Raw genomic sequence first — 16,489 nt, 5'->3', positions numbered from 1 at the left:
GGCTTGGCCCGCGCAGCATCCGCGGGCGTCGCATTCCCCATAAGCCAAAGGCGCAACCGGCGAAAGGGGGGCAGCGCGCAAGCGCGGCTTCGTGGCCCGTCAAGCCAAAACCGACCAATCGCGCTGCGCTCGCTGCACTGCGGCGCGCGAATGCTCAGACCGGTTGGAAAAGCGGCAAAATGAAAACCGGGGCTTGGGTGCCAAAGGCAGAACCTGTCGCGCCGTAGCCGCAAGGCGCAATAAAAAAAGGGCCGAGCAATACTGCTCGGCCTAAGTCCAACAGGGAGGTAAGGGCATGGAAAAATCAATCACGCCCTTGAAGTGAATTAAGGTATTGCACATCCGTTACGCAAGTTAAATGCTTCTGCGCCTGCAACATTGCCGCTATGCGTTGCATACATGCCTCATGTGACAATTGGGCACAGCCTCAGGTTGCATTCGCCCGCTCAGGTCTGGCGCGCCCGCCGATAGGCCACGATTTCCTCGACCACGAATTCGCGAAAGGCACTGATCCGGCGCGAATGGCGCAGCTCTTCGGGATAGGCCAGAAACACCGGAATATCGCCGCTTGCGACATCGGGCAGCACATGCACCAGATCGGGGAAATCCTCGGAGACATAATCCGGCAGCACGCCGATCCCCAGATGATTGAGCACCGCCTGCAACACGCCGAAATAGTTGTTCACGGTGAAACTCGACCGCAAGGGTCGCGCCGTCAATTCCCGGATCAGTTGTGCGCCGACACTGACCTGCTGCGACGAGATATTCTGCGAAATCAGCCGGAAATCCGCCAGATCATCCAGCGCTTGCGGCGTGCCATTGGCGCGCAGATATTCGGTCGATGCATAGAGCCGCATATTCACCGTCATCAGCCGTTTGCGGATCAGATCGGCCTGGCTCGGTTCCTTCATGCGGATGGCGACATCGGCCTCGCGCATCGGCAGGTCCAGCACCCGCTCTTCCAGCATCAGATCGATTTTCAGATCGGGATATTGCGCATAAAGCGCGGGCAGGCGCGGCGCCAGAAACAGCGTGCCGAACCCCGTGGTCGTGGTCACGCGCAATTCTCCGTAAACCTCATCCTCGGCATCGCGGATCCGCGCCGCCGCCGATTCGAGCGTGCGCGACATGGTTTTCGTGGCATCGAACAGCAATTCGCCCTGTTCGGTCAGAATCAGCCCGCGTGCATGGCGGTGGAACAGAATCGTATCCAGTGATTCTTCCAGCGCGCGAATCTGTCGGCTGACCGCCGATTGCGACAGCTGCAGCACGTCACCCGCATGGGTCAGACTGCCCGCATCCGCGACCGCATGAAATATTCGAAGCTTGTCCCAGTCCATAGCGCAACATCCATATCACACGTTTCCGCAAACGTGACCGATTCGTTCCGGGGCTTATGGACCGATCACAAAAGCGGATAAACCTCAAAATCCGCTTTGTAGGTCAGAGATATTGACCTATGATGGATCTATACGCAAAGCTGCAACGGGAGGTGCAAAAATGCGTCAGGATATATCGCTGACAGACCGTTTCGACCTTGAAAAGTCGCCCGTGCTCCTGAACGGCACTCAGGCGCTGGTCCGTCTGATGCTCGCGCAAGCGGCCCGCGACCGGGCCGCCGGTCTGAACACTGCAGGCTATGTCACCGGCTATCGCGGCTCGCCGCTGGGAGCGGTGGATCTGCAGATGACCCGCGCGAAGAAACTGCTCGACGCCGCCCATATCCGCTTTCAGGAAGGGCTGAACGAAGATCTCGCCGCCACTGCGCTCTGGGGCAGCCAGCAGGCGGAACTGCGCGGCGAGGGGCGCTATGACGGGGTGTTTGGCCTCTGGTATGGCAAGGGACCGGGGGTTGACCGCACCGGCGATGTGTTCCGCCATGCCAATATGGCGGGCACGTCGCGTCATGGCGGCGTGCTGGTGGCGATGGGCGATGACCATACCGGCGAATCCTCGACCGTGCTGCACCAGTCCGACTGGGCGATGGTAGATGCCTATATCCCGGTCCTCTCGCCCGCCGGAGTGCAGGAACTGCTCGACTTTGGCCATTACGGCTATGCGCTGTCGCGCTTCGCGGGCGTCTGGGTCGGTCTGAAAACCATGAAGGAAAATGTCGAGGCCACGGCGGTGGTCGATGGCAACCCGCATCGCATGCGCTTCACCGCCCCCGATTTCCCCATGCCCGAGGGCGGGCTCAATATCCGCCTGATCGACACCCCCGTCGCGCAGGAAGCGCGCATGATCGACCATAAACGCTTCGCCGCCGAAGCCTTCAGCCATGCCAACCGGATGGACCGGCGCATCTGGGGCAAGCCCGGCGCGAAGATCGGTTTTGTCGCGGCGGGCAAGAACTGGCTCGATCTGGTGCATGCGCTCGACCTGCTGGGCATCGGCCCCGAAGAGGCGCTGCGCCTTGGCATCACCACCTACAAGATCGGCCAGACCTTCCCGCTCGACATGACCGGCTTTCACGACTGGGCCGAGGGGCTGGAGCTGATTGTCGTCATCGAGGAAAAGCGCAAGCTGATCGAGGTGCAGGTCAAGGAAGCGATTTTCGACGACCGCCGTGGCCGCCGCGTCTATGGCTGGCACAAGGGCGACACCTGGGAACATGGCCGTCAGGTCGAACTGTTCCCCACCCGCTACGCGCTCGACCCGATCATGATCGCCGAGAAGATCGGCGATATCCTGATCGAGGAAGGTCGCGGCACCGACCGCGTGAAAGCCGGGCTCGCGCGCATCGCCGAGGCCCGCCGCGCCGATAATGCAACCGATCTCGCCGCGCGGCTGCCCTTCTACTGTTCGGGCTGCCCGCATAATACATCGACCAAAGTGCCCGAAGGCCACCGCGCCTATGCCGGCATCGGCTGTCACTATATGGTCCAGTGGATGGACCGCCAGACCACGGGCTTCACCCAGATGGGCGGCGAAGGCGCGAACTGGATCGGCGAGGCGCCTTTCTCGACCCGCCCGCATGTGTTCCAGAATCTGGGCGACGGCACCTATAACCATTCCGGCGTGCAGGCCATCCGCGCCGCCCTCGCCGCAGGCACGCATATCACCTACAAGATCCTCTTCAACGATGCAGTCGCCATGACCGGCGGGCAAAAGAACGAGGGCGGGTTGACCCCCGACCGGATCGCCCATGAACTGACCGCGATGGGGGTGGCCAAGATCGAGGTCGTGTTCGACGAGAAGGAAGAACCCGTCCGCGCCGATTTTCCGTCCAGCGTCGGCTGGCACCCGCGCGCCGGTCTCGACAATGTGCAGCGCGATTGCGCCAGCTATCCCGGTGTTTCGGTCCTCCTTTATATCCAGACCTGCGCCGCCGAAAAACGCCGCCGCCGCAAACGCGGCCAGTTTCCCGACCCCGATCAACGCGTCTTCATCAATACCGACATTTGCGAAGGCTGCGGCGATTGCGGGGTCCAATCGAACTGCGTCTCCATCGTGCCGGTCGATACCGAATTCGGACGCAAACGCGCCATTGACCAATCCTCCTGCAACAAGGACTTCTCCTGCCTTCAGGGCTTCTGCCCCTCCTTCGTCACATTAGAGGGGGCAAAGGTAAAAAAATCGACAACAGAGCGTGTGGATCTGCCCGATCTGCCCGCGCCCGTGCTGCCCGCGATCAGCGGCACGCATAATATCGTCATCACCGGGGTCGGCGGCACCGGCGTCGTGACCGTCGGCGCGATCCTTGCCCAGGCCGCGCAGCTGGATGGCAAGGGCGCGGGGCTGATCGAAATGGCGGGGCTCGCGCAAAAGGGCGGCGCGGTGCATATCCATTGCCGCATCGCCGAAAAATCCGAGGATATCAATGCGATACGCGTCGCGGTGGGAGAGGCGGATTGCATCATCGGCGGTGATCTGGTGGTGACAGCAGGCGCCAAAACCATGGGTCTGATGCGCAAGGGCCAGACCGGGGCGGCGGTGAATGCGCATGAAATCATCACCGGCGAATTCACCCGCAACACCGAATTCCGCATCCCCACCGAGGATCTGAAAATCGCGCTTCAGGCCCGTCTGGGCGAGAAACTGCGCCTCTTCGACTATACTGATCTGGCGAAGCGCCTGCTCGGCGACAGTATTTTTTCGAACATGATGGCGCTGGGCGCGGCCTGGCAGATGGGGCTGATTCCCCTGACCGAATCGTCACTCCTGCGCGCGGTCGAGTTGAATGGCACGGCGGTTGACGGCAACAGCCGCGCCTTCGCGCTGGGCCGCTGGACGGTGGTCCATCCCAAGGCTGCGGCGCAAATGCTGAACGATAAATTAATCCGAAAGCCGCTTTCACTGGATGAAAAAATCCGGCTGCGCGAAGACCATCTTGCCGCATACCAGTCGAAAAGACTGGTTAAGACTTTCCGCAAGCTCGTCGATCAGGCCCCGGATGACCGCTTGAGGGAAGCGATTGCAAAGGGTTATCACAAGCTTCTCACCTATAAGGACGAGTATGAAGTGGCCCGGCTGCATCTGGACAGCTTGCACAAAGCCCGCATGGAGTTCGAGGGCGGTTTCACCCCGCGCTTCCATCTCGCCCCCCCGCTTCTGGCGCGCATGGGGCCGGATGGCCGCCCGGTGAAGCGCAGATTTGGACCATGGATTCTCAAGGCTTTCAAACTCTTGGCGGCGATGAAGGGTTTGCGCGGCACCCCGTTGGACCCTTTTGGCTATTCGGCCGAGCGGCGGATGGAGCGGCAGATGATCCGCGACTACGAGAGCCTGATCTTGCAGATTCTGCCGCAATTAACCCCGGAAAATCATGCGCTTGCGGTTGAGATTGCGGAACTGCCCCTGAAGGTGCGCGGCTTCGGTCCGGTCAAGCACCGCAATGCCGAGGCCGCAGAGCGCCGCCGCGCCGAGCTTCTGGCCGGTTTCCACGCGCCCCCCGACCGGATCGCCGCCGAATAGGCGCAATCAGGCTGGATTTTCGACCCTCCCGGTTCTATGCAAGGCGCAGGGTTTTCAGGGCCGGAGACAGGCAAAATGGCAGTGGGCGTATTCGATTCCGGGCTGGGCGGGCTGACCGTCCTGGGCGCATTGACCGAGCGCCTGCCCGAAATTCCCTTTGTTTATCTGGGGGATAACGCCCATACGCCTTATGGTGTGCGCGATGCCGAGGATATTTTCGACCTCACCTGCGCCAATGTCGAACGGCTCTGGGAGGAAGGCTGCGATCTGGTAATCCTGGCCTGCAACACCGCCTCTGCGGCGGCGCTGAAACGCATGCAGGAAACCTGGGTACCCGCCGACAAGCGCGTGCTGGGCGTTTTCGTGCCGCTGATCGAGGCGCTGACCGAACGCCAATGGGGCGATAACTCCCCCCCGCGCGAGGTGGCCGTCAAGCATGTTGCGCTTTTTGCGACGCCTGCTACCGTATCTAGTAGGGCCTTCCAGCGCGAACTGGCTTTCCGCGCCATCGGTGTCGATGTCGAGGCCCAGCCCTGCGGCGGTGTCGTGGACGCGATCGAGCAGGGCGACATGCAGCTTGCCGAAGCCCTGGTGCATAGCCATGTCGAATCGCTCCTGCGCCGCATGCCGCGACCAGAGGCCGCCGTGCTGGGCTGCACCCACTATCCCCTTGTAGAACATGCCTTTCGTGACGCTTTGGGGCCCAATGTCGACGTCTATTCCCAGCCCAATCTGGTCGCCGCCAGCCTTGATGATTACCTCAGACGCCATCCGGAAATGCTGGGCGCGGGCCGCGAAAGCGCGTTTCTGACCACTGGCGATCCGGTCAATGTCTCGCGCAAGGCCACGCAATTCCTGCGCCGCCAGATCACCTTCCGACCCGCCTGAGCTTCATCTTGCTCCAAATACTCCCGCGCGGAGCGCCTGAGCGATCAGCGGCTTCGCAAGACGTTGAAAGAAAAAGACAATGACCAAATCCATCGCCATCCTCGGAGCCTCTGGCTATACGGGTGCAGAGCTTGTCCGGCTGATCTCGACCCATCCCGATCTTCGGATTGCGGCGCTGACCGGCGAGCGCAAGGCCGGCCAGCCCATGGCGCAGGTCTTCCCGTTTCTGCGCCATCTTGACCTGCCCGATCTGTGCCGGATCGAGGATGTGGATTTCAGCAGCATCGATCTGGCCTTCTGTGCGCTGCCGCATGCGACCTCGCAAGCTGTTGTCAAGGACCTGCCGCGCGCTCTGAAAATCGTTGATTTATCAGCAGATTTCCGGCTGCGCGACCCGGAAGCCTATGCGAAATGGTATGGCAAACCCCATGCCGCGCCCGAGATCCAGAAGGAAGCGGTCTATGGCCTGACCGAGTTCTACCGCGACGAGATCCGCGCCGCCCGTCTGGTCGCGGGCACCGGCTGCAATGCCGCAACCGGCCAATACATGCTGCTCCCGCTGATCGAGGCGGCGGTGATCGATCTGGACCGCATCATTCTGGACCTGAAATGCGGGGTTTCCGGGGCAGGGCGGGCGCTGAAGGAAAACCTGCTGCATGCCGAGCTTTCCGAGGGCACCCAGGCCTATGCCGTGGGTGGCACGCATCGGCATCTGGGCGAATTTGATCAGGAATTCAGTGCCTTGGCCGGGCGGCCCGTGCATATCCAGTTCACGCCGCATTTGCTGCCGATGAACCGGGGGATCCTCGCGACCGCCTGGCTTGACGGCGATGCTGCGCAAATTCACGAAGTTTTGCAGGCCCGCTATTGCGCTGAATCAATGATCTGCGTGCTACCTTTTGGCACAACCCCCTCGACGCATGATGTGCGCGGGTCCAATTTCGTGCATATTGGCGTCGTCGGGGATCGCGTGCCCGGACGGGCGCTGGTGATCGCGGCGCTGGACAATCTGTGCAAAGGGTCCAGCGGGCAGGCGATGCAGAATGCGAACCTGATGCTGGGACTGGAAGAGACGGCAGGTCTGATGGGCGCGCCCCTCTTCCCGTGACGTGAGAGGAAGACATGAAGAGCCTGAAGAAAACCCGTCGGATCCAGATCATCTCGGTCGCAGCCGTGGCGCTCGCGCTTTCCACCGCCCTGATCGGCTATGCGATGCGCGACGGGATCAATTTCTTCCGCTCGCCCTCGCAGGTCCTGGCCGAACCGCCGTCGCCACATGAAGTATTTCGTATTGGCGGGCTGGTGGAGCCGGGCTCGATCCTGCGGGGTCAGTCGGATACGGTGGTGTTTCGCGTGACCGATGGTCCTGCCTCGGTCGAGGTGCATTACCGGGGGATCCTGCCGGATCTCTTCTCGGAGAATGAGGGCATGGTGGGCACCGGACGCTTTGTTGACGGGGTGTTTCAGGCCAGCGAGATCCTGGCCAAGCATGACGAGACCTATATGCCGCGCGAAGTGATGGAAGCCCTGAAAGAACAGGGCGAATGGCGCGGGCCGGATCCGCAGAGTTGACGCTTTCGGAACAGCGCGACCGGTGAAGTAAGGTGCGTGGTTCCCACGCACCCTACAGCGCCGCCTAACGGCCTTCAAATTGCGCAGGGCGCTTTTCCAGAAAGGCCATGACCCCTTCCTGAAAGTCGCGGGTCTTGCCCGCTTCCGCCTGCAATTGCGCTTCCAGCGCCAGCTGTGTGTCCAGGGGATTGGACAGGCTCTTGCGCAGCGCTTTGCGGATATTGCGATAGGCAATCGTCGGCCCCGCAGCCAGGGTCGCCGCGCGGGCCTGCCACTGGCTTTCGAACTGGCTGTCGGCCACGGCCTCCCAGATCATGCCCCAGTCGGCCGCCTGCCGCGCGCTGATCCGGTCGGCAAGCAGCATCGTCCCCATCGCGCGGGCAAAGCCGATCTGGCGCGGCAGGAACCATGTGCCGCCCGCATCGGGGATCAGGCCGATCCGGCTGAAAGCCTGAATGAAACTTGCCGATTCGGTTGCGATCACCAGATCCGCGGCCAGCGCCAGATTGGCCCCGGCGCCTGCGGCACTGCCATTCACGGCGGCAATGACCGGCACCGGCGCGTCATAGATCGCGCGCAGCATGGGTTCATATTCCTCGCGCAGCGTGCGTTCCAGATCGATCTGCGCGGCATTGCCGCCATCGCCCAGATCCTGCCCCGAGCAGAACGCCCGCCCGGCACCGGTCAGCACCAGCACCCGCACCCGCGCGCTGATCTCTTTCAGCGCATGGGTCAGTTCCGCCCGCATCTGTTTGTTCAGGGCGTTCATGACTTCGGGGCGGTTCAGTGTGATCGTGCCGATCCCGCCCTCTTCGCGGGTCAGAAGCGTGTCATATTCCATGGTCATCCCTCCGGGCTTTGCGCGCAGAGTATCGCGCCCAGCCGCCAAGGGAAGCCCGGACGGTGCGTCACTCCTTGAGAAGTTCGCGCAGCCGCGCTTCTTCTTCGGGGCTGAGCCGGTCCTTTCCGGGTTCCGGCGCATTGGCGCGCCGCCGCAGATAGAGCCCGGCGGACAGGAGCGCGATCACGAACAGCACCGGTGCCGCGATCCAGAGCAGCATATTCGCGCCTTCGGTGGTCGGGCGCAGCAGCACATATTCGCCGTAACGTTCGACGATAAAGGCCAGAACCTCGGCATCGCTGTCGCCCTCGACCAGCCGTTCGCGCACCAGAAGCCGCATGTCCCGCGCCAGTTCCGCGTTCGATTCGTCGATGGATTCGTTGCGGCAGACCAGACAGCGCAACCCCGCCGAGATATCGCGCGCGCGGCTTTCAAGCGCGGGGTCATCCAGTATCTCATCGGGCTGGACCGCCACCGAAGGGCTGGCGAGGCTGATGGCCAGCCCGATGAGGAAAATGCGCAGCCAGCTCATTCTGCCGGCACCGCATTCGGGCCCTTGCGCGCCGCCCCGGCGGCGACGCGGAATCGCCGGTCGGTCAGGCTGAAAATGCCCCCGAGCGCCATCAGGAAGCAGCCGAACCACAGCCAGTTCGCGAAGGGTTTGATATAGGTGCGCACTGCCCAGCCCCCATTATCCTGCGGATCGCCCAGCGTGATATAGAGATCGCGGTGGATCTTGTAATCGATCGCGGCTTCGGTCGTGGGCATGCCCGCAATCGGGTAGAAGCGCTTTTCCGGGTGCAGTGTGGTGATCAGCCGCCCGTCGCGATGCGCCTCCAGCGTGCCCATGGTCGAGACATAATTCGGCCCCTGCACGCGGTCGACCGAGGTCAGGGTCAGGGTGTAGCCGCCCTTTTCGAAGCTCTCGCCGATCTGGACGACGCGGATATCTTCGCTCTCCCAGCCGACCAGCGCCGCCACGGCGAAGATGGTCACGCCCAGCCCGGTATGGGCCGTGGCCTTGCCCCAATCCGCGCGCGGCAGGCGGGTCAGGCGCCTGGCGCGATTGCCGATGCTGCCGCGCCCGGTCCGGGTCCAGAGATCGACCGCAGAGCCCAGCACCACCCAGAGCCCCAGCGCCAGCCCCACCGGCACCAGCGGCGAATTGCCGGTTTGCAGGGCCCAAGTCACTGCTCCCATCGCGACCGAGAAGGCCGCGATGCCCCAGAGTGGCTGCATCACGCGCGCGAGATTGCCGCGTTTCCACGGCACCATGGCGCCGATGGGCAGCACCATGGCAAGCGCCACCATGAAGGGCGTGAAGGCAGTGTTGAAGAAGGGTGGGCCGACCGAGAGCACCCGGTCAAAGAGCATTTCCGCGATCAGGGGCCACATCGTGCCGATGAAGATGACGAAGGATGACACTGCCAGCAGGACATTGTTGATCACAAGTGCCGATTCGCGGCTGACCGTGGCGAAGACGCCCTTGGCCTCCAGCACCGGGGCGCGGAAGGCAAAAAGGGTTAACGCGCCGCCCATGAACCCGGCGAGGATCATCAGGATGAACACACCGCGCTCGGGGTCCATGGCGAAAGCATGGACCGAGGTCAAGAGCCCCGAGCGCACGATGAATGTGCCCATCAGCGAGAAGCCGAAACCCAGAATCGCCAGCAGGATGGTCCAGCTTTTCAGCGTCTCGCGTTTTTCGACCACGATGGCCGAATGCAGGAGTGCTGCCGCGAAAAGCCATGGCATGAAGGAGGCGTTTTCCACCGGATCCCAGAACCAGAATCCGCCCCAGCCCAATTCGTAATAGGCCCACCATGACCCGGTGGCGATGCCGATGGTAAGAAACACCCAGGCGGCGAGCGTCCAGGGCCGCACCCAGCGGCCCCAGGCGGCATCGACCCGGCCTTCGATCAGCGCGGCGATGGCGAAGCTGAAAGCCATCGAAAGTCCGACATAGCCGAGGTAGAGAAAGGGCGGGTGGAAGGCGAGGCCGGGATCTTGCAGAAGCGGGTTCAGGTCGGTCCCGTCGAAGGGCGGAAAAGCCAGTCTTGTGAAGGGGTTGGAGGTGAAGATCGTGAAGGCCATGAAGGCCGCCGTGATCGCCGATTGCACCGCCAGCACCCGCGCTTGCAGGGTTGCGGGCAGGTTGCCCCCGAACCATGCGGCCGAGGCCCCGAAAAGTGCGAGGATCAGCACCCAGAGCAGCATCGAGCCTTCATGGTTTCCCCAGACGCCGGAGATCTTGTAGATCAGCGGCTTGAGCGTGTGGGAATTGTCCACCACCAGCTTGACCGAGAAATCCGACACGAGGAAAGCATAGGTGAGGGCGGCATAGCTGAAGCCCACCAGCAGGAATTGCACAGTGGCCATGGGATTGGCCACCACCATCCAGTCGCGCCAGCCCTTATGCGCGCCGACCAGCGGGATGATGCTTTGCGCCAGCGCCACAGCGAAGGCGAGGATCAGGGCGAAATGTCCAAGTTCGACGATCATGTCTTCAGGATGTCCCAGACTGCGTTGCGAGACTCCTAGCGCAAATCCGCTCTCAGGCAAAGCGCGCAAGCCCTGTCAGGGCGCGACCCGGCGTCACAGTTTGGCGACCCGGTCTCGTTCATTGGTCGTAGGCACCGCGCGACGGGCTTGACCCGGACGGGCAAGCGCGCCAGCCTGTCGCAAAGCGTTTCGGGCGGCAGGGGCATGGTTTTCAGCAGTATCGACGATGTGCAGGCGCTTCTGGGGCAGCAATCCTATATTGCGGATCGCGCACTTGCGACGGTTGCTTTTCTTGCGCTGCGGCTGAACCGGCCGATCTTCCTCGAAGGCGAACCCGGCACGGGCAAGACCGAGATCGCCAAGGCCATTGCCACGGCGCTGGGCCGCCGCCTGATCCGGCTGCAATGCTATGAGGGGCTGGATGCGGCCTCTGCGGTCTATGAGTGGAATTTCGCGGCCCAGATGATCGCCATCCGCGCGGCAGAGGCCACGGGCGACAAGGCGGATCTGCGCGCCGAGCTGTTCGGGCCGGACTATCTGATCGAGCGCCCGCTTTTGCAGGCCATGCGCCCGCAGCCCGGCGGCGCGCCGGTGCTGCTGATCGACGAGATCGACCGCACGGACGAACCTTTTGAAGCCTTCCTGCTGGAGGCGCTGTCGGATTTTCAGGTCACGATCCCCGAACTGGGCACGATCAGGGCGGCAGAACCGCCCATCGTCATCCTGACCTCGAACCGCACGCGCGAGGTGCATGACGCGCTCAAGCGCCGCTGTCTCTATCACTGGGTCGATTATCCGAATTTCGCGCGCGAGCTGGAAATCCTTGCGGCCCGCGCGCCCGAAGCCTCGGAGCGGCTCTCGCGCGAGATCGTGGCCTTTGTCCAGCGGTTGCGCATGGAGGATCTGTTCAAGAAACCCGGTGTTGCCGAAACCATCGACTGGGCGAAATGCCTGCTCGCGCTTGATGTGCTGGAGCTTTCGCCCGAGGTGATTTCCGACACGCTGGGCGCAATTCTGAAATATCAGGATGATATCGCGCGCCTGCAAGGGCTGGAGGCGAAGAAGATCCTCGACGAGGCCCGGCAATCGCTGGAACCGGCATGAGTTTCATCTTGCCAATAATACTCTGGGGTGAAACCAGCCCCCTTGCGGGGCTGGTGAGGGGCCACGCCCCTGATATGGCCTGAGCGATGGCGCGCTACCCCGATCTGCCGATCCCCGAGCATGGCAAGCTGGTCGATAACATCACCCATTTCGCGCGCGCCCTGCGCCGGGCGGGGCTGCCCATCGGGCCGGGGCGGGTGAGGGCGGCGATCGAGGCCGTGGCGGCGGCAGGCTTTGACCGCAAGGCCGATTTCTACTGGACCCTGCATGCGGTTTTCGTGAACCGGCCCGAAGAGCGGCAGGTCTTTGGCCAGATTTTCCGCCTCTACTGGCGCGATCCGCGCTATCTGGAACATATGATGTCGCTGATGCTGCCGGCGCTCCGCAATGTCGCCGAGGAAAGAACAGCCGAATCGGCGGCCAGGCGCGCAGCAGAGGCGCTTCTCGACGGGGCCGAGGCCCCGGAGCTGCCGGACAGCATCAAAGACACCGAAGATACCGAGATCCAGATCGACGCCTCGCAGACGGCTTCAGGCGAGGAACGATTGCGCGTGCTCGATTTCGAACAGATGTCTGCGGAGGAGGCCGCAGCGGCCAAGCGGATGCTGGCGCGGCTGTCCTTGCCAGTAAAGCCCATCGCCACGCGCCGTTTGCAGGCCGATCCGCACGGGCGCAGACCCGACTGGCGGCGCACGATGCGGATGAGCATCCGCCAAGGCGGGGAGATCACGCGCCTGCATCTGCGCAAGCCCCGCACCCGCTGGCCCGCGCTGGTGGTGCTGTGCGATATTTCGGGCTCGATGTCGCAATATTCGCGCATGGTGCTGCATTTCGTCCATGCGGTTGCCAACCGGCAGGGGCAGGGCTGGGCGAAGGTGCATGCCTTCACCTTCGGCACCCGGCTGACGAATATCACCCGCCATCTGCGCGCCCGCGATGTGGATGCGGCGCTGAATGCCGCCGGGGCCGAGGCGCAGGACTGGCAGGGCGGCACGCGGATCGGGGGCTGTCTGCGGGCCTTCAATGTCGATTGGTCGCGCCGGGTGCTGGGGCAGGGGGCGGTAGTGCTCTTGATCTCGGACGGGCTGGACCGGGACGACCCGGCGCTGCTGGCGCGCGAGATGGAGCGGCTGCATCTGTCATCGCGGCGGCTGATCTGGCTCAACCCCTTGTTGCGCTGGGACAGTTTCGCGCCGCGCGCACGCGGGATCCGCGCCATGCTGCCCCATGTCGATGCCTTTCGCGCGGCCCATTCCATCGCCTCGCTCGAAGCGCTGGCCGAGGCGATCTCGGACGGGCAGGACCGGGGCGAAAAGGCGCGGCTGATGGCCATGCTCAGTGATTGATTTCGCGGCCCCATTGCGCGACGATGGGGGGAAAGGGGAAATCAGCCATGCAGATCAGTACCAATAGCGACGGGCAGACCGTGATCAGCACTTTCGAGATGACACCGGGGACTTGTGCGGATGTGCTGGAGGCGTTGCAGGATGCCTATGCGCAGGTGATCCGCCACCAGCCCGGATTTCGCGCAGTGGCGATCCATGTCAATGACGCCCAGACCCGGATCGCGACCTATTCGCAATGGCGCGCGCGCGAGGATTTTCAGGCGATGCTGCGCACCACCGAGATGCGCGAGCGCAACCGCGCGATTGCCGCCATGTGCGCGCGATTCGAGCCGGTGATGTATGAGGTCGCGGCCACTTTCGCGCCGGATTGAGCCTGATGCGGGTGTTTCTGGCGCTTGATCTGCCGATGGCGATTCGCAGCCAGTTGGTGCTGCAACAGTTCCTGATGCCGGTGAAGCGCAAGCTGCCGCCCGAGAATTTCCACATCACCCTGGTCTTTCTGGGCGAGGCGGATCGGTTTCAGCTTGAGGAACTCGATGGCGCGCTGATGCGGCTGGAAGTCGCGCCGTTTGATCTGCGTATCGAGGGGTTGGGGCTGTTTGGCGGGGCCAAGGCGCATAACCTGCATGCGCGGGTCGCGCCCAGCCCGGAGTTGACCGCGCTGCATGAGAAACTGCTGCGGCTGGCGCGCGCCAGTGGCTTTGCGCCCGAGGCACGGCGTTTTGCCCCGCATGTCACGCTGGCCTATCTCAAGCCCGGCACGTTTCATCAGCCGGAACTGGAAGCGGCTGTCGCGCGCGATGCGGGGTTTCGTACCGACAGCTTCGAGGTCTCGGATCTGGTGCTCTACCGCTCGCATCTGCGCAGCGACGGGGCGCAATATGATGTGTTGGAGCGCTACCCGTTCTCGGCTGCGGGGCGCGCGCTGAAGCAATATCCGTGAAGCGTCGCACCATGCGCGCGCAGCCAGTCGCGATGCGTGGCATAATCCGGCATCAGCCCGCGCACGCAGCCCCAGAAGGCGCGGGAATGGTCCATATGGCGCAGATGCGCGACCTCATGCGCGGCGACATAGCGCAGCACATCCGGCGGGGCCATGATCAGCCGCCAGGAGAACATCAGCCGCCCATCCGCCGTGCAGGAGCCCCAGCGCGAGCGGGTGTCGCGCAGGCTGATGGCCCTGACGCTGTGCCCGAGCACGCTTGCATAGTGATCGACGGCTGGCAGCAGATCGGCCTGCGCTGCGGTCCTGAGATAGGCCGCGACACGGGTGGCGGTGCGCAGCCCGTCAGGGTCGGGTGGCACCAGCAATGCCTCTGCGGATTCGGTGATGCGTCTGGTCCCGGGGCTTTCGGTGAGTCGCAGCAGGCGCCCGCGCAGCAGGATGTCATGGCCGGGGCGGATGCTGCGTTGCTCTGGCACGCGGGTGATGGCGGCGCGCAGCCAGCTTTCCTTCTCGCGCAGGAAGGCCAGCGCCTCGGCCAGAGGCAGGCTGCGCGGCATGGTCAGGGTGACGCGCCCGTCAAGGCCGGAGACCCGCAGATTGAGGCGGCGTGCCTGCGCCGATCGCCGCAGGCCGACGGCAATCTCGGGTTGCCCGGCCAGAAGCGCGGTGTCGTCCCTGACCAGTATTCCTGTGCCCTTGCGCGCGCTCTGCCCCAAGCCCATATCCTTCTTGCCGCAAATCGCGCCCCGCATGTGCCATAGGGGCGCTCGGGTCTTTACAGCTTGGCCGAGTTATGGCACGGCACGGGGCTTGAAGGAAGGCACGCGAATGAAGGAAATGTCGATGTCCAATCCAGAATGGGGCGTGAAGCGCGTCTGCCCGGAAACCGGAAAGCGGTTTTACGATCTGAACAAGAACCCGGTCGTCAGCCCGTATACCGGCAAGATCGTGCCCATCGATGCGCAGGACCGGCGCGAAGAGGCAGGTATTGCCTCTCTGAAAGCCAAGGCAGCTTCGGCGATCGAGGATGATGATGATCTGCTGGTCGATGACGAGGATGATGCCGTCGAGGTGGATGATGAACTGCTTGAAGATGATGACGATGATACCGTCGCGCTGGATGATCTGGCCGATGTCGCCTCGGATGACGAAGACTGAGGTCTGAATTCTGCGCTACAGGACAGATTTTCCTGTTGCGTTGGCATTCGCGCTTTCGTAAGAGGCACGCACGCCACGCGAAAGCGGCGAAACGGTGGGGCCATAGCTCAGTTGGGAGAGCGCTTGAATGGCATTCAAGAGGTCAGGGGTTCGACTCCCCTTGGCTCCACCAAATAAAACAAAGACTTACACGAAAAACAGCCCCGCTAGTGCGGGGCTTTTTCTTCTCCGGGTAACGTCTGGGGTAACGGGTTGTGCGTTTTGTTTCGTTCGGATTCGTTAGAAACTTTTCCTAACTCCCCGCACGCTGGCCGATTGACAGAGTGACAACTGTGAACTATATTTCACACAATGTTCGAGGTTGTTCAGACTGAAGAGTTCGAAGCTTGGTTAGATGGCCTGCGTGATACGCAGGCACAGACTCGGATAGCCAAGCGGATCGTTCGCGCGCAGTCTGGGCTTCTCGGCGACGTGGAACCCGTCGGTGATGGGGTTAGTGAATTACGCATTCACTATGGTCCCGGCTACAGGCTTTACTTTGTGACGCGGCAACAGGTGGTAATCATTCTGCTTTGTGGTGGCGACAAAGGTAGTCAGGCTCGTGACATTGCGCGGGCGAAGGAAATGGCGAAGGAGGTTTGAACATGGCACTGCAAATCAAGCCGTTCGATGCGGCCAAATATCTGGCGAGTGACAAAGATCATGCTGACCTTCTGGCAGATGCCTTTGCCACCGCTGACCCTACCTATATCGCAAACGCGCTCGGCGTGGTTGCGCGCGCAAGAGGCATGTCACACGTTGCCAAGGAAGCCGGAGTTACACGCGAAGCGCTGTATAAGGCGCTCAGTCCAAAAGGTGATCCTAAACTTTCTACTGTTCTCGGAGTAATGAAGGCGCTCGGTGTCACCATGAGCGCGTCGCCGACCCCCGCAGTTTCGGCGGAATGATTCGGGTCAGGAGCACTGAGCGACAAGCGCTTTCCCCTAAAAATTCAGATTAACGTAGTCTCAGGAGAAGAAAATGAGTGTTGAATCTCTTGCCGCTGGCGATGTGGTGCAACTGAAATCCGGTGGCCCTTTGATGACCATAAATTGGATAGAAGATGGTGCAGCTTACTGCGAATGGTTTGACGGCAAGAAAAACGCTGGATCGAGTTTTCCGATTACGTCACTAACCAAAAAGGGCAGCTAATCTCAGCCAACGTGATTGCGCTGATCC

General features: G+C 62.5%; 17 protein-coding genes and 1 tRNA gene. 13 read left to right on the top strand and 5 right to left on the bottom strand.

All coding sequences use genetic code 11. The features are described from left to right. Positions 1-446: 446 nt before the first annotated feature. A complete protein-coding gene (locus BG457_RS03895; protein WP_071795686.1) occupies positions 447-1,340 on the bottom strand; it encodes a LysR family transcriptional regulator in 894 nt (297 codons plus the stop codon). Positions 1,341-1,500: 160 nt separating this feature from the next. On the opposite strand from BG457_RS03895, the gene BG457_RS03890 reads away from it, so the two are divergent. From BG457_RS03890 to ccmE, 4 genes are all read left to right on the top strand, one after another. After that, entirely contained in the window at positions 1,501-4,914 is a 3,414-nt protein-coding gene (locus BG457_RS03890) for an indolepyruvate ferredoxin oxidoreductase family protein (RefSeq protein ID WP_071795685.1), read from the top strand. Positions 4,915-4,989: 75 nt separating this feature from the next. Then, complete coding sequence (locus BG457_RS03885; protein ID WP_071796040.1) at positions 4,990-5,802, top strand: glutamate racemase; 813 nt, start codon at positions 4,990-4,992, stop codon at positions 5,800-5,802. 79 nt (positions 5,803-5,881) lie between these two features. After that, positions 5,882-6,910 carry an N-acetyl-gamma-glutamyl-phosphate reductase gene (argC, locus tag BG457_RS03880; protein ID WP_071795684.1) on the top strand — a complete coding sequence of 343 codons (1,029 nt, stop codon included), beginning with the start codon at positions 5,882-5,884 and terminating at the stop codon, positions 6,908-6,910. Between the two features lie 14 nt (positions 6,911-6,924). Beyond that, entirely contained in the window at positions 6,925-7,374 is a 450-nt protein-coding gene (ccmE, locus tag BG457_RS03875; RefSeq protein ID WP_071795683.1) for a cytochrome c maturation protein CcmE, read from the top strand. Between the two features lie 64 nt (positions 7,375-7,438). Here the strand turns inward: ccmE and BG457_RS03870 are convergent, their stop codons facing one another. The 3 genes from BG457_RS03870 to BG457_RS03860 form a co-directional block, all read right to left on the bottom strand. Further along, positions 7,439-8,215 (bottom strand): enoyl-CoA hydratase-related protein, encoded by a 777-nt coding sequence (locus tag BG457_RS03870; RefSeq protein ID WP_071796039.1) that lies wholly within the window; start codon positions 8,213-8,215, stop codon positions 7,439-7,441. A 67-nt stretch (positions 8,216-8,282) separates the two neighbouring features. Continuing rightward, on the bottom strand, positions 8,283-8,747 hold the full coding sequence (locus tag BG457_RS03865) for a cytochrome c-type biogenesis protein (RefSeq protein WP_139257537.1): 465 nt from the start codon (positions 8,745-8,747) through the stop codon (positions 8,283-8,285). Continuing rightward, positions 8,744-10,717 (bottom strand): heme lyase CcmF/NrfE family subunit, encoded by a 1,974-nt coding sequence (locus BG457_RS03860; RefSeq protein ID WP_071795682.1) that lies wholly within the window; start codon positions 10,715-10,717, stop codon positions 8,744-8,746. The genes BG457_RS03865 and BG457_RS03860 overlap by 4 nt, the downstream gene beginning before the upstream one ends. Before the next feature lie 204 nt (positions 10,718-10,921). Here BG457_RS03860 and BG457_RS03855 point away from each other — a divergent pair, with 204 nt between their 5' ends. From BG457_RS03855 to thpR, 4 genes are all read left to right on the top strand, one after another. After that, positions 10,922-11,821 carry an AAA family ATPase gene (locus tag BG457_RS03855; RefSeq protein ID WP_071795681.1) on the top strand — a complete coding sequence of 300 codons (900 nt, stop codon included), beginning with the start codon at positions 10,922-10,924 and terminating at the stop codon, positions 11,819-11,821. Positions 11,822-11,907: 86 nt separating this feature from the next. Then, a complete protein-coding gene (locus tag BG457_RS03850) occupies positions 11,908-13,167 on the top strand; it encodes a vWA domain-containing protein (RefSeq protein ID WP_071795680.1) in 1,260 nt (419 codons plus the stop codon). Positions 13,168-13,214: 47 nt separating this feature from the next. Continuing rightward, positions 13,215-13,538 carry an antibiotic biosynthesis monooxygenase family protein gene (locus BG457_RS03845; protein ID WP_071795679.1) on the top strand — a complete coding sequence of 108 codons (324 nt, stop codon included), beginning with the start codon at positions 13,215-13,217 and terminating at the stop codon, positions 13,536-13,538. A 5-nt stretch (positions 13,539-13,543) separates the two neighbouring features. Continuing rightward, positions 13,544-14,110 (top strand): RNA 2',3'-cyclic phosphodiesterase, encoded by a 567-nt coding sequence (gene thpR, locus BG457_RS03840; RefSeq protein WP_084657454.1) that lies wholly within the window; start codon positions 13,544-13,546, stop codon positions 14,108-14,110. Here thpR and BG457_RS03835 read toward each other — a convergent pair. Further along, complete coding sequence (locus tag BG457_RS03835; RefSeq protein ID WP_245770921.1) at positions 14,065-14,829, bottom strand: M48 family metallopeptidase; 765 nt, start codon at positions 14,827-14,829, stop codon at positions 14,065-14,067. The genes thpR and BG457_RS03835 overlap by 46 nt on opposite strands. A 127-nt stretch (positions 14,830-14,956) precedes the next feature. On the opposite strand from BG457_RS03835, the gene BG457_RS03830 reads away from it, so the two are divergent. The 5 genes from BG457_RS03830 to BG457_RS03810 all read left to right on the top strand — a co-directional run bounded on the left by BG457_RS03830 (position 14,957) and on the right by BG457_RS03810 (position 16,462). After that, positions 14,957-15,271, top strand: coding sequence for a TIGR02300 family protein (locus tag BG457_RS03830; RefSeq protein WP_071796035.1), 315 nt, complete (start codon positions 14,957-14,959; stop codon positions 15,269-15,271). A 96-nt stretch (positions 15,272-15,367) separates the two neighbouring features. Continuing rightward, positions 15,368-15,443: transfer RNA gene (locus BG457_RS03825), tRNA-Ala, on the top strand. 179 nt (positions 15,444-15,622) lie between these two features. Continuing rightward, positions 15,623-15,913, top strand: a complete 291-nt coding sequence (locus BG457_RS03820) for a type II toxin-antitoxin system RelE/ParE family toxin (protein WP_071795678.1) — start codon at positions 15,623-15,625, stop codon at positions 15,911-15,913. Between the two features lie 2 nt (positions 15,914-15,915). Continuing rightward, the gene (locus tag BG457_RS03815) at positions 15,916-16,218 is read left to right on the top strand and encodes an addiction module antidote protein (RefSeq protein WP_071795677.1); all 303 of its coding nucleotides are present in this window, start codon (positions 15,916-15,918) and stop codon (positions 16,216-16,218) included. Between the two features lie 73 nt (positions 16,219-16,291). Next, on the top strand, positions 16,292-16,462 hold the full coding sequence (locus BG457_RS03810) for a YodC family protein (protein ID WP_071795676.1): 171 nt from the start codon (positions 16,292-16,294) through the stop codon (positions 16,460-16,462). Positions 16,463-16,489 lie beyond the last annotated feature (27 nt).

The sequence above is a fragment of the Natronohydrobacter thiooxidans genome (assembly GCF_001884735.1).
Taxonomy (GTDB): Bacteria; Pseudomonadota; Alphaproteobacteria; order Rhodobacterales; family Rhodobacteraceae; genus Roseinatronobacter; species Roseinatronobacter thiooxidans_A.
The sequence above is the reverse complement of the archived record's forward strand: the minus strand, read 5'-3'. Positions and strand labels throughout refer to the sequence as shown.